Genomic DNA, 12,313 nt, shown 5'->3' on the forward strand with positions numbered 1-12,313 from the left:
CACTCCTACTTTATTCATCCGATTCGTCATCTTTTGTCGTCAGTCGCTGCGCTACCGTCTCAGGCTGGACGGCCGACAAAATCACGTGATCGCTGTCGGTGATGATCACCGCGCGTGTCCGTCTGCCGTAAGTGGCGTCGACGAGCATGTTTCGGTCGCGCGCTTCCTGAATGATCCGTTTGATCGGCGCAGACTCCGGACTCACGATGGAAATGATGCGATTCGCATTCACAATGTTACCGAAACCAATATTGATTAGCTTGATTGCCATGACGGCCCAGCCCATCCTTTCATCCTACTCGACATTCTGCACTTGCTCTCTCATCTTTTCCAGCTCGGTCTTGATCTCGACTGCCAGATGCTGGATGCGCAAATGATTGGCTTTGGATGCGATCGTATTCGCCTCGCGATTCATTTCCTGCAACAGAAAATCCAGCTTGCGGCCGATCGCCTCCTCTTTTTCGAGCTGACCGCGAAATTGGAGGCAATGACTGTGCAGACGTGTCAATTCTTCACTAATATCGCTTTTTTCAGCGAAAAACACTACCTCTTGGGCCACCCGCTGCGGATCCAGCTCGAACGAAGCTTGAGTAGACCATTCGCTGAGCCGCTGCTCCAGGCGCTTGTGGTACTCCTCTGTGCCTGCCGGAGCCAAGAGGCGGATTTCCTCCAGCCAAGATTGGATTAAAAGCAGCCGGCTGTTCAGATCGGACTCCAATTGTCCACCCTCGGCCGTTTTCATGGAAAGCAGATCTTCGGCAGCGTCCTTTACCAGATCGAGCAACCATACGGCTACATCCTCGCCGTCCGCCTCTTCCGCTTCTTTGGTATGTATCACGCCAGGAAACATGAGCAAATCCTTGGCACTCATTGGTGTCTCCAGTGAAAAGCGCTGGTCCATTTCGCGAGCGAGCTGCAGGAATCGTTCGGCTACGTTCCAATCTACGTCTAGCGTGTTCGAGGACGACGCGCTTCCTTCCAAGGAGATCGTCACATCCACCCGGCCGCGCCTGACGTACTGAGCGACGAGCTTGCGTACCTGATCCTCCAGCATGCTCCACTTCTTTGGCAGCCGCACCAGTATTTCTTGAAACCGGTGATTGACAGCCCGCAGCTCCACCGTCAAACGCAGCGAGCCTCTCGAGTCGTCTTTTCGTCCATACCCTGTCATGCTTCGAACCATCGTATTCACTTCCAAGACGTAAAATCAATTAATTAATTATAGGAGACAACTCTTGGCAGTGTCAACCGAAGCCGCACCCCGACAACAAAGTTCCTCCTGCCGTTGCCTTTGTGCTACACTGTGACTGGCAGCTATTCGCAGGATAGCAATTCATTCATTTTCTGAATTTGAGCAGCGAGGTGAACACCATTGGCATTTGACGGCGTCGTTACCCGTGCCGTTGTACGGGAGTTACATAAATTGATCGGGGGACGGATTGCGAAGATCCACCAGCCCCATCATACGGATATTGTCATGCAAGTGCGGACTGCGGGAGAAACAGTCAGGCTGCTTCTTTCCGCCAACCCGACATACCCGCGCATCCACATTACCACGGAGGAGTTTACCAATCCTTTGGAAGCTCCGATGTTTTGCATGCTCCTTCGAAAGCATTGCGAAGGCGGCATGATCGAGTCGATCCGCCAAGTAGATCGGGAAAGAATCATTCATATCGACGTGCGCACCCGTGATGAGCTGGGGGATACGGCTACGCGTCGCATCGTCATGGAAATCATGGGCAAGCACAGCAACATCATCCTGATGGACCCGCAGACGGGAATGATTCTGGACAGCGCGCAGCATGTGACGCTGGCCATCAGCCAATACCGTCAGGTCGTTCCGGGAAAATCGTACGTCGCTCCGCCGAGTCAGCATAAACAAGACCCGCTTACAGTGGAAAAGCAGGCGTTTCTCTCTTCACTGGATTGGAACAGCGGCAAGCTGGACAAACAGATCGTCGAAGCCTACACCGGGATCAGTCCGCTGCTCGCGAAAGAAATCGTCCATCGAGCCGGACTCGCCAATCGCGCTACGCTTTGGCAGTCGTTTTCCGAAATCATGGCCGCGATCGAGCGCCATCAATACACTCCGGTCATCGTGGAGAGCACAGACAAGGCGAACTTCCACGTGGTGGAGCTGACCCACCTTTCCGATGCCGTCTCCGTGACGCCATTTCCCTCTGTTCAAGAGTGCCTGCAATCGTTTTACGAAGGGAAAGCGCTGAGGGACACGGTCAAACAGCGTGCGCACGACTTGATCCGGTTTGTCACCGGTGAAAAACAAAAGAACGAGAAAAAAATCGAAAAGCTGAAAGCGACGTTGCAGGAAGCCAGGGATGCTGAGCAATTCAGGCTGTACGGTGAGCTCATCACAGCCAATATGCATCAGATGAAACGGGGCGATACGGAGCTCGTGACCGTAAACTGGTACGACGAAGCCGGGGGAACGATTACCATCCCGCTCGATCCGCTGAAAACCCCTTCAGAAAATCTGCAATCGTACTACAAACGGTACAACAAGGCGAAAAACAGCTTGCAGGTCGTCCATGAACAAATCGAACAGGCCCAGAGAGAGATTGTATACCTGGACGGGCTTCTCGTCCAACTGTCCCATGCCACGCTTCAGGACGCCGAGGAAATTCGCGAAGAACTGGTGGAACAAGGCTACATGCGCGATCGCAAAAAACGCGGTCCTCGCAAGAAAAAGGACGCAAGGCCCGAACTGGAATGGTACAGATCGACCGATGGCACGGACATCCTGGTCGGGAAAAACAACAAGCAAAACGAATATTTGACAAACAAACTGGCTGGGCCGTTCGAGACGTGGCTGCACACCAAGGACATCCCCGGGTCGCACGTCGTCATCCGCGCACGCGAATTCACAGAGCAAACACTGCTGGAAGCAGCCCATCTGGCCGCCTTCTTCAGCCGCGCGCAGCATGGCAGCGGAGTGCCTGTCGACTATACGCTGATCAAGCACGTCAAAAAACCAAACGGCGCCAAGCCCGGCTACGTCATCTACGAGCAGCAGCGTACGCTGTACGTGACGCCGGACGAGACGCTGGTCCGACAGCTTAAGGCGAACGCATCCTCCACGCATAGCGGAGGTAGGTAAGATCATACTAAGGGCATGAAAGGAGGTGTTCGTTCCTTGAACATCTTGATCAAGCTCTTGGTAAACGGAATCATTGGCATACCGGGGCTCTATTGGTCGGGAACGTCCCTTACGTTCGCGGTCGTTACGAGTGTCGTTGTCAGTCTGATCGCCTACGCCTTGGGCGATGCGCTCATCCTGCCCAAAACGAACAATACCTTTGCGACCACTGCAGATTTCATCATGGTCTTCGCCCTGTTCTGGATAAGCAGTTACGTATTTCTCCAGCCTTACCGACTCTCGGGCATTTTGCTAACGGCATTTGTGATCGCTGTCGCGGAGTACTTTTACCACGATTACTTGCAGCGCCGCGGTGTGCATCATACCAAACATCCGGGCTGAAGCTGATTCATTTTCACGGAAGGAGGATCGGGATGAACGTCATCGGCATCATCCAGACGGATTTGAACGAATTCAGCGTCTTGTTCGAGCAAGGGCAAGGCGGGCAACAAGGCGGCCAGCAAGGACAGGGAAAACAATCGCAAAAGAACGGCGGTCAAGGACAGCAAGACCGTCAGGACAGTCAAGACAGCGATTCCATGTTCCTCAGCTTTCTGGATGAACAACCAAGCAGCCAGGAGAGTAGTAGCGGCGGCGGCGGGCAGCAACAGCAGCAGCAAAACGGCCCGCAGGAGATGACCGTCCGGATCAAGGGAATCCCGGAAGGTCAGAAGGCGAACTTTTTACAAATGTATCAAATCCTGCAAGACGCCCAGGATCCGCAATCCTTGCAGCAGTCTTTGACGATCGTAAGTCAGGGAGACCAACAGGATGGACACGGTCAACACCAGGGAGGAAACGGGCAGGATCAGGGAAACGGCTCCAACAGGCAGAACAAGACTACGCATTGACGATCGCGACCACGATTCGAAAACCGAGGCTCCGCCAAAAAGCTTGGCGGAGCCTCGGTTGCCCTCATACCGAATTGGAATCTTATCCATTCTTCTGTGTACAAAAAAAACCACCCGGAACCTTTTCGTTCCAAGTGGTTTTTTGTTTTATAGGAGCCCGAAGGCTTGTTAGACGTTCAGAGCAAGTCCCCGCTCTGCCGTTGACCTCATGTTTCTATAACCTGCGCTCACACAGGTGGGTGACCCCTCCGCACTTCTGCCTTCCCATTCATCCCAAAGGAGGTGGGCCTGACTTCCATCACAGAATTCCGTCTCCCGAAAAACACGTATAAGGTTAGAAACATTTACGGCCTTACGTACATCGCAGGATCTTGATACGTCTACTTTACCACAGGTGACGCTTTTGCTCAACGGATAATGTTCCCTGCCTCGGCTGTCTCATTCCCGTTTCTTTCGCCGGGCCATGACCAGCGGCAGGAAATCCGGATGAGCGATCAACGCAGACTGCTGGGCTTTCTCCCAATGAAGCGCCTGCTCCAAATCCATTCCGTACGCCCGGGACAGCCCTTCCTTGGTTACACGAAAAGCCTGCTTCGGGATGCGGCGGACGGAAGCAATCAGGCGTTCGACTTCGTCTGCGAGCTCTGCGGTATTCACCGCTTTGTAAATCAGGCCGATTCTCTCCGCCTCTTTGCCTGTCAGCTTTTCGCCAAGCAGTGCCAGCCGTTTGGCCGCAGCGAGCCCGACCAGCCGCGGCAGCAGGTACGTCCCGCCGAAATCGGTCGTCAGTCCGATGTGAACGAATGGTTCCTGAAGGACGGCATCCTCTGATGCCACGACGAAATCTGCATGCAGCGCCAGGTTTAGCCCCGCACCGACAGCCACCCCTTCGATCACGGCGATCACGGGCTTTGGCATGTGATGCAATTGGGTTAAAAAGTCGTTGATGACAGTGAGGGCTGTTTCTGCTCCAGCCTCTTTGCTCATGTCCCCCAGGACGCTCAGATCCGCCCCGGAGCAGAAGTTCCCTCCCGCGCCTTTCAACAGGACGACTTCCGCTTCTTCCTCACGGGAGCCCCGCTCGATGGCGTCGCGCAGTTGTTCAAACATCTCCAGAGTCAATGCATTGAGCACGTGCGGGCGGTTGAGCGTGATAATCCAAACGCCCCCTTTGAGCCGGGTACAGACGGGAGTTTCTTGCACCATTCTACGACATCTCCTCTCTACGACAGCACGCTCGGAATGACGTGAAGCTTTTGCAGCCTGTCCAGTTCCGCATCCGCCAATCCCAATTTTTTTCGCAGCAAATCCCGGGTGTGATCGCGGTACCAAGCAGATGATCCGGGCACCGGAGAGTTTGCCTCTTTTTTCTCCAAATAGGGGATCGTATAGGCGATTTCGCGGCTCGTGACATACAGGCTCTCCGCCCAGCTCTCCCTCTCCTCGACAGCCGTCAGGCAGCAATCGACTTCCATTCCCAGCTCGCTCCACTCCGCTTGGGTACGGGATAAAAACAGTGCTTTCAACTCCTCGTACACCTCCGGCTGCTGTTCGATGGACGCCCGCTGCAGCATCTCCCAGTCCTGGCGGCCGACAGCGCGACAAAAATTCAGCCAAAACTTTTCTTCCAAAGCAGCGAGGGCCACGTATTGCCCATCCGCAGTCTCGTATACCTGATAGGCAAGCAGGCTTCTCCCCGTCATTCCATACTCTTTCGGCCCGCTGCATTTGCTCAGGATGGCGTGCAGCCCCATCCAAGAGGACAGGAGATCTCCGGAAGCGACATCCAGATAAGCCCCGCGTCCAGTACGGGATCGCTGGACAAGCGCAGCGCAGATCTGCTCGCTGGCATACAGTCCGACGGCGTAGTCCGCCAAAGGAAAATCTGCGATGACCGGTTTTCCTTCCCCGTCGCGGACAGCCGACAAAAAGCCGCTAACCGCCTGGATGTTCAAATCGTGGCCACCCAGTTGATACATTTCTCCGCTTTGACCATATCCGGTGACCGAGCAATAGATAAGGCCGGGATGGACTTCCCACAGGCTGTCGTAGTCCAATCCCAGATGGCGCAGCACCCCTGGGCGGAAACTCTCGACCATCACATCAGCTTGTCTCGCCAGGGCAAACGCGAGCGACTTTCCTTCATCCGTACGCAAATTCAGCGAAATGCTTTTGTGGTTGCGATGGGAACGCAGGTAAAACGCTCCCGTCTCCCTGCCCTCCAAGCCGGTCGGTGGAGCCTGTGACGTATGGTCATGGACGGAGAATGACGTGATTTCAATGACCTCAGCCCCCAGATCAGCCAGTCTCATGGTGCAGATCGGTCCAGGAAGATGGCGGGAAAAATCGACGACCGTAACTCCTGTCAACATATCGTACACCCTTTCCTCCGTTTGCCTTTCCATTGTTTTCGCGGTGGCGGGCATGGCATCCTTCCCCTGATTGAAAATTCAAAATTATGATCCCCAAAAAACAGCCGCTCCCCGTTGGAACGACTGCGTGCCGAATGATTATTTAATGAAACGAATCGTAAGCGGATATCGAAACTCGCTCCCCTCGTTGGCTTTCACCGCTCCCATGATCAAGAAAACCGCCCAAAACAGAAAAAGGGCAATCAACAGAAGGGCGCCGATGAAGACGAGGAGCAAGATGCTGGAAACGGCAGCGTAAATCGTGACGGAAATGCCAAAGTTGACTGCTTCTTTTCCGTGGCGATCCACAAACGGACTGGTCTCCCTCTTGACCAGCCAAACGATCAACGGACCCAGTACATTTCCAAGCGGAATAAAAAAACCGACGAGGGAGGACAGGTGGGCGATCATAGCCCACATCCTCTCCTCCTTTCCGTACAAAACATTCATGATGATTCCTCCTAGATTTGGTTATTTCTAGTGTACGACAATTTTGACGCAAAGTTGCGAAAAAACGAAAAAGCGCCTGACTGGCGCTTTTTCGGATGAATTAATACTTGCCGCCGTAACCAGAACCCGAAGAGGAACCGTGACCGTAACCGTAGCCGTGGCTTTCATACCCATAGCCGTCATGATGGCCGTAACCGCCGTGGCTATGTTTGCACTCCGTTCTGTAAACAGGCTTGTAGTAGCAGTGTTTTTTGTAGTATTTCTTTTTGCAGCATTTCGTAACGTGGCATCTGCAACGAGATCTTCTGCATCCGCAACCCATTAACCTCACCCCCTCTTGATCGGTACATCAACAAGGTATGTGGGTGACGGCGTATTGGCATGGACATCTGTCTAGATGATAGCGAAAATCAGCGAATGTCCCGACTGCTTGTGCAAGCCTATGCGACTGTCCCAAGCAGCGCGAAAGCATGACTTTGGCGTCTCGGCGGCATGGCCAGAAAAAACGAGGAGGAGGAAGGGATAAGGATTGATAAGAGCATATTTACTGAGTGACGATCTTCCGAAGTTCATTGATTCCGTGATGGTCCGGGATTTCTTGATATTCCTTGACCTTGGGAAGCGTAAGAAGATGCGGCCTGGTCATATAACCCGGCTTGGATATGTACACCACGTCGCAGCTGGCGATCAGCTCAAACACATCCGGATGGTTGGCTTCGATCGTGCGCAAATCGAGGTGGGTAATGCCTGCATTGTATAAATCGTTGATCATGCCCGCCGCCCCTCGGATGGTGGCGCAAATAAGACCGACCTTCGTATGGCGGGGATAAGCCTCCATCGCCGGGATGACCGTGGTTGGATCCGGGATGAAATCGAGACTGACGAGTGGGGGAGCCTCCCTGGGCAATGTTTGCTTCATCATGCGCAAATTGACGGATGGGTGTGTCACAATCGCTTTGTATTGATGGAGGAAGCTCGGATCTTGCTCGAGCCTTTCGATAAAGTCTTCAAAGGTGCGTCCCTCCACCATCGCACTCGGCAAGTGGTATTGGACAAGCCGCAGATATTCTGCCAGCTCCAGCTCCGTAAACCGGAGAAACAAGACCGGGAACTGGTTGATTTCCTGCATGACCGAAGAGAGGACGCGGGTGAATTCATCGATGGAATACCCCATCGCTTTTACTTTGTGCAAGGTCTCTTTCGCCAGCAAAGCCAGATGAGCCGGATTGCGAGTCAGCAGCGGATCGTTGACCACGTTGCTCACAATCGTGCCTCGGCCTTGGCGGGAATCGACCATCCCTTCCTGCTGGAGCCGCAAATATACGCTGCGTACGGTATTGTAATTGATTTTCAACTGGGCTGCCAATTCCCTCACCGTCGGAAGCTGCTCATTCGGCGGGAGCTCCCCGCTTCGGATCAAGGCGGCTATCTGCTGGTACAATTGTTCGTGGTACGAAACATTCGAGTCCTTTTGCAGGATGAGTTTTATCATGAATCCACCTCTCCTTCGCTTCTGAAATCATCGTATATGAATTTTGAACAGAACGTCAATAGATGGGGCAGCATGAAGGCGATTGCGGCGGAAATACTAATCGTGTCCACATAACCAGCCACGAAAGAAGGTGACCTGATGGGAGAACACAGCCGTTTTCGTGAAGGTGAAAATTCACCCAAAAACGCTGTTTACATGGAAATCGGAGAATCAGGAGCAAGCGTACAGGATCCGATGATTATCGAGTTGAGCCGTGGAGAGAAGTTCCCCGCCACGCGCAACAAAAACCGGGTATGGACGCAAAAATGACTGGTTGAAAAGAAAAAGAACCAACCCTTCACTTTGGAGTGGTTGGTTCTTCTTATCCCGCTACTGCTCGTCGTCCTCTTCGCTTTCTTCTTCTTCGTCCTCGTCGTCACCGCTTACGTAAATGATCGAGACCCCCAGGCTCTCCAGGAGCTTCAGGACTTCCCTGTTCAGCTCCTCGTCCATGAGCAAGCCCAAGCTTTCCACGAGCTCCAGCTCTTCCAGTTCGCCTGCTTTTGCATCATCGATCAACTCTATCACGTCTGTCATTTTCTTTTTTTCCAAGACGGCCAGCAATTCTTCCGTGGTCATGAAATGTTCGCACCTCGTTTTCTACACGCTTTCCTTTATAATAGTATATATCCTGTCAATTGAAAACCAAGCAGCGAGGTGTTTTGCCCATGTACCCGCAGCCATATCTGGACTATCTGGTTCAGTTTCATGTCGATCGAGACTATTTTGAATGCCACGAAATTTTGGAAGAGTACTGGAAGAGCTTCCCTGCCAACGAACGTAAAGCAGTATGGGTGGGCCTCATCCAGATTGCGGTCGCCTTGTACCATCAACGCCGCGGCAATCAGAACGGCGCACTTAAAATGCTGGCGAGCGCCATCCGGATCGTCAAGCAGCATCCGGACGACATCCAGCGATTAGGGATGGACGACAATGCCTTGACGAGCTTGTTGGAGGCCCGACTGAAAGAGGTAAAGGACGGAGAAGCCTACCGTAGCCTAGACCTGCCAATCAAAGATGAAGGTTTGCGCCGACAGTACGAGGATGCCTGCGCAGCCCGAAAGGCCCCCGCCTCCCGCGAGAGCGACCTCAGCGATTCCTACTTGCTCAACAAGCATACCCTTCGCGACCGCAGCGAAGTGCATGCCGAGCGCCAGCGCCAGCTCCAGCTCCGCGAACAAAGACGAAGCGGGAAGGCGTGAGGAGCGTCACAGCGGCTCCAGACAATCAGCTGTAACCGCACTGCAAAAATAATACGGGTCGGATGTGGAAGGGGAGGAAGCCAGCCGGAAAAAGGGGGTGCCTGCCGCATGGGCCTCCCTGGCTTTCACCAGGAGGATCTCCAGCGTACCTGCAGGCAGACCGATGGCCTCCACCCGATCCGCAAGCTGGACGTATTCGCTGGCAATCGGCAGCAGACCAGCTGCGAAGGCCTGCCGCACGAGCTTTTTGTGCGTCCCGTAGTATAAAAATTCCGGAGGCTCTGCTTCCGCCAGCCTGCCCTTGCTCACAACCGGCATGAACCCGTGCGTCGCGCGAATCAAATCCCCCTGATCCCATTCAAACAGCCGGCCCGGATCGTTCTCCACGACCTCCCGCAAATCAGAGCGAGTCACGTAGGCGCATCCTTTCAATGTCCGTATATATGCGAGCAGCGGCTCTACAGGTGTGTAGCCGTATGTATCGTAATAGAGCTGGACGTACTCGCTGTTCTGTCTCAAAATGCTGAGCAGTCGCTTGCGCAGTCTTGTTGTTTCATGGCTTGCCTGCATATCCTGCCTTCCCCCTATCCTTTAAAAGATCCACCAGATGACCGGAAGCACCAGTCCCAGATCGGCCAGCAAATGGCTGAACCACGTAGAGTACACAGAGGGGTACCTCGCCTTCATCCACCCCCACACATTTCCCACGACAAACACGAGCAGCGTGATCAAGCATCCCCATTTGAACCCGAAGAGCACGCTCGATACGATAAGGTGGTACAGCGAATAAAAAAAGCTCGAAAGCAGCACTGCGTGCGATCGTACCAGCACCGACACGAACCGCTCCAGGACAAAGCCGCGCCAGAACATCTCTTCCAGCAGCGAATTGACGATCACCAGGTACAGAGAAAACCACCAAATCCACCGCCTGCTGAGCTCCCATCTCTCCAGAGTCTGCCTGATTTGCTCGGGCCTCCCGTCGCTTTGCAGCAGCAGCCAGATACCCGCGATTGCGGCAGCCATCAGCAGGATGCCCAGCCCCAAGCCGAAGACGGCCCCTCTCCACTCAAATTTTCCCCAGGCTACCTGCCAGCTTCTGCTCAGGTTCCCTTCCCACCAGGCGTGAATCAAGGGTACGCACAAACAGACGAGGAGATGGAAGCAGACGAATGTGACAAACAGGCTCTGCCGTTCCACCAGGCCGTAAAAAATGGACAGTGTGGCGGCAAAGCCGTATACGATCACCAAGAGCAGGGACCGTTTTTTGATCATGAGGACAAGCCTCCTTCTGATTCCTCAAGGAAAAACCCCGAGTCAGTCTGACCGTTACCTGCCGACCCGAATCAGTTTAGTTTTCCCCATCTACCCGCCTTGAATGCAAGCAGCTTTGCGAAATATACAAATGATTCCGGAAATGCTATACTGTGGGTTATCTATCTGTTCATTCAAAAAAATTGGATAAGGAGTACTTCACATGCTATGGCGCAACCGAACCTTCCTCTTGCTGATGACCGGCGAAGTCATCGCGGGGGCGGGTATGTGGATCTCAATCATTGCCAATCTCCAGTTCATGCAGAGCTTGATCCCTTCCGATACGGTCAAAGCTCTCGTCCTGATGAGCGGCCTCGTCGTAAGTATTTTGCTCTCCCCCAAAGCCGGCGTCATCATCGACATGTATGACAAGCAGAAGGTCATGATGCTCGCCAGCCTGATTCGCTGTCTGAGCCCCGTCTTTATGTTTCCGGCACTCGCAAGCAATTCCATCCCCTGGATGGTTGTCTCCCTCATCATCATGCAGTGCTCCGCCGCCTTCTATTTCCCGACCGTGCAGGCATCGCTGCCGGCTATTTTGACGAAGGACGAATTGCTGAAGGCGAACAGCATCTATTTGAATATCTCCACACTGTCGCGCATCGGCGGGACGGCCGTCGGCGGGGTGCTGGTCGTCTCGATGGAGCTGTCCATGCTTTACGTCTGCTCTATCATCGCCTATGCCGTACTTGCTGTCGTCACGCTCTTTCTGCGTATTCCCCACGTGTCTACGCGCACATTGAAGGAAAAAGTGGAGTTTCGCGAAGTGCTGACGATCGCCCGGCGGGACCCGGCGCTGTTGGTCGGCCTGATCAACAACGGCCTGATCACGCTGTTCCTTGGCGGCGTCAATCTGATGATTCTCAATTTCAGCGAAATCCAGCAGGAGCCGCAGCTCATGGGCTGGATCTACATGGCGGAAGGATTCAGCATATTGGTCGGCGGCCTGCTTGCGAAGCGGTGGATCGGCGGCCGCAATTTGGTTGCTTCCTCGACTCTCATGCTCGTCTTTTTCGGCATTTCGCAATACGGCATGTCCTTCGCCGCGCATAAATGGATGGTGCTCGCATCCTTTGCCGCCTTCGGATTCGTGGTAGCGTTTTTCTTCCCCGTCTCCGCCACGATCTTTCAAAAGCGGCTGCCGGAGCATCAGCAGGGCCGATTTTTTTCCTTCAAGAGCATGCTCGATCGCAGCTTTTTCCTGCTTGCCTTGGGCGTCACCGGTGTCTGCCTGGACCTCTTGGGCATTTCCGGATATTTGCTGCTCATCGGGACGATTACCGTGCTGTTTGGCTTTATCACGTACGGGTACAGCAAAAAACACAAGCTGGACGTGCGCGCTCATGACGAAGCGGCCGCGTAAAAAATGAGGGAATCACTGTCAGATCCTTTACCTTCATTCC

General features: G+C 53.8%; 15 protein-coding genes and 1 other RNA gene. 6 read left to right on the forward strand and 10 right to left on the reverse strand.

The annotated features are described in order from the left end of the window. Window positions 1-10 precede the first annotated feature (10 nt). Both remA and RGB73_RS18500 read right to left on the reverse strand, forming a co-directional pair. Complete coding sequence (gene remA, locus RGB73_RS18495) at window positions 11-271, reverse strand: extracellular matrix/biofilm regulator RemA (RefSeq protein WP_015891999.1); 261 nt, start codon at window positions 269-271, stop codon at window positions 11-13. A gap of 24 nt (window positions 272-295) precedes the next feature. Further along, on the reverse strand, window positions 296-1,183 hold the full coding sequence (locus RGB73_RS18500; RefSeq protein ID WP_310764234.1) for a YicC/YloC family endoribonuclease: 888 nt from the start codon (window positions 1,181-1,183) through the stop codon (window positions 296-298). Window positions 1,184-1,372: 189 nt separating this feature from the next. Between RGB73_RS18500 and RGB73_RS18505 the strand changes: the two genes are divergently transcribed. From RGB73_RS18505 to RGB73_RS18515, 3 genes are read left to right on the forward strand one after another with little or no spacing between them, the layout of a single operon-like run. After that, window positions 1,373-3,115: an Rqc2 family fibronectin-binding protein gene (locus RGB73_RS18505; protein ID WP_310764235.1), complete on the forward strand. Its 1,743-nt coding sequence runs from the start codon at window positions 1,373-1,375 to the stop codon at window positions 3,113-3,115. Window positions 3,116-3,151: 36 nt separating this feature from the next. Then, window positions 3,152-3,496: a DUF2512 family protein gene (locus RGB73_RS18510; RefSeq protein ID WP_310764236.1), complete on the forward strand. Its 345-nt coding sequence runs from the start codon at window positions 3,152-3,154 to the stop codon at window positions 3,494-3,496. 32 nt (window positions 3,497-3,528) lie between these two features. Continuing rightward, window positions 3,529-4,005, forward strand: coding sequence for a hypothetical protein (locus tag RGB73_RS18515; protein WP_310764237.1), 477 nt, complete (start codon window positions 3,529-3,531; stop codon window positions 4,003-4,005). A 182-nt stretch (window positions 4,006-4,187) separates the two neighbouring features. On the opposite strand, the gene ssrS is transcribed toward RGB73_RS18515, so the two are convergent. The 5 genes from ssrS to RGB73_RS18540 form a co-directional block, all read right to left on the reverse strand. Continuing rightward, a non-coding RNA gene (gene ssrS / locus RGB73_RS18520) (6S RNA) lies at window positions 4,188-4,378 on the reverse strand. Between the two features lie 65 nt (window positions 4,379-4,443). After that, window positions 4,444-5,211, reverse strand: a complete 768-nt coding sequence (locus RGB73_RS18525; protein ID WP_310764238.1) for an enoyl-CoA hydratase/isomerase family protein — start codon at window positions 5,209-5,211, stop codon at window positions 4,444-4,446. 17 nt (window positions 5,212-5,228) lie between these two features. Next, window positions 5,229-6,377, reverse strand: coding sequence for a CaiB/BaiF CoA transferase family protein (locus RGB73_RS18530; protein ID WP_310764239.1), 1,149 nt, complete (start codon window positions 6,375-6,377; stop codon window positions 5,229-5,231). Between the two features lie 138 nt (window positions 6,378-6,515). After that, window positions 6,516-6,866: a DUF4870 domain-containing protein gene (locus RGB73_RS18535; RefSeq protein ID WP_310764240.1), complete on the reverse strand. Its 351-nt coding sequence runs from the start codon at window positions 6,864-6,866 to the stop codon at window positions 6,516-6,518. 544 nt (window positions 6,867-7,410) lie between these two features. Further along, a complete protein-coding gene (locus RGB73_RS18540; RefSeq protein ID WP_310764241.1) occupies window positions 7,411-8,358 on the reverse strand; it encodes a GntR family transcriptional regulator in 948 nt (315 codons plus the stop codon). A gap of 195 nt (window positions 8,359-8,553) precedes the next feature. On the opposite strand from RGB73_RS18540, the gene RGB73_RS18545 reads away from it, so the two are divergent. Further along, the gene (locus RGB73_RS18545; protein WP_396136222.1) at window positions 8,554-8,667 is read left to right on the forward strand and encodes a YjzC family protein; all 114 of its coding nucleotides are present in this window, start codon (window positions 8,554-8,556) and stop codon (window positions 8,665-8,667) included. Between the two features lie 60 nt (window positions 8,668-8,727). Here RGB73_RS18545 and RGB73_RS18550 read toward each other — a convergent pair whose 3' ends face one another. Next, a complete protein-coding gene (locus RGB73_RS18550; protein WP_310764243.1) occupies window positions 8,728-8,976 on the reverse strand; it encodes a hypothetical protein in 249 nt (82 codons plus the stop codon). 89 nt (window positions 8,977-9,065) lie between these two features. Between RGB73_RS18550 and RGB73_RS18555 the strand changes: the two genes are divergently transcribed. Beyond that, window positions 9,066-9,599, forward strand: a complete 534-nt coding sequence (locus RGB73_RS18555; protein ID WP_310764244.1) for a DUF309 domain-containing protein — start codon at window positions 9,066-9,068, stop codon at window positions 9,597-9,599. A 6-nt stretch (window positions 9,600-9,605) separates the two neighbouring features. Here the strand turns inward: RGB73_RS18555 and RGB73_RS18560 are convergent, their stop codons facing one another. Together RGB73_RS18560 and RGB73_RS18565 are read right to left on the reverse strand one after the other, a co-directional pair. Then, window positions 9,606-10,169, reverse strand: a complete 564-nt coding sequence (locus RGB73_RS18560) for an RNA 2'-phosphotransferase (RefSeq protein ID WP_310764245.1) — start codon at window positions 10,167-10,169, stop codon at window positions 9,606-9,608. 21 nt (window positions 10,170-10,190) lie between these two features. Continuing rightward, window positions 10,191-10,871 carry a CPBP family intramembrane glutamic endopeptidase gene (locus RGB73_RS18565; RefSeq protein ID WP_310764246.1) on the reverse strand — a complete coding sequence of 227 codons (681 nt, stop codon included), beginning with the start codon at window positions 10,869-10,871 and terminating at the stop codon, window positions 10,191-10,193. Window positions 10,872-11,073: 202 nt separating this feature from the next. On the opposite strand from RGB73_RS18565, the gene RGB73_RS18570 reads away from it, so the two are divergent. Beyond that, window positions 11,074-12,273 (forward strand): MFS transporter, encoded by a 1,200-nt coding sequence (locus RGB73_RS18570; RefSeq protein ID WP_310764247.1) that lies wholly within the window; start codon window positions 11,074-11,076, stop codon window positions 12,271-12,273. Window positions 12,274-12,313 lie beyond the last annotated feature (40 nt).

This window comes from Brevibacillus brevis, from assembly GCF_031583145.1.
Classification (GTDB): domain Bacteria; phylum Bacillota; class Bacilli; order Brevibacillales; family Brevibacillaceae; genus Brevibacillus; species Brevibacillus brevis_E.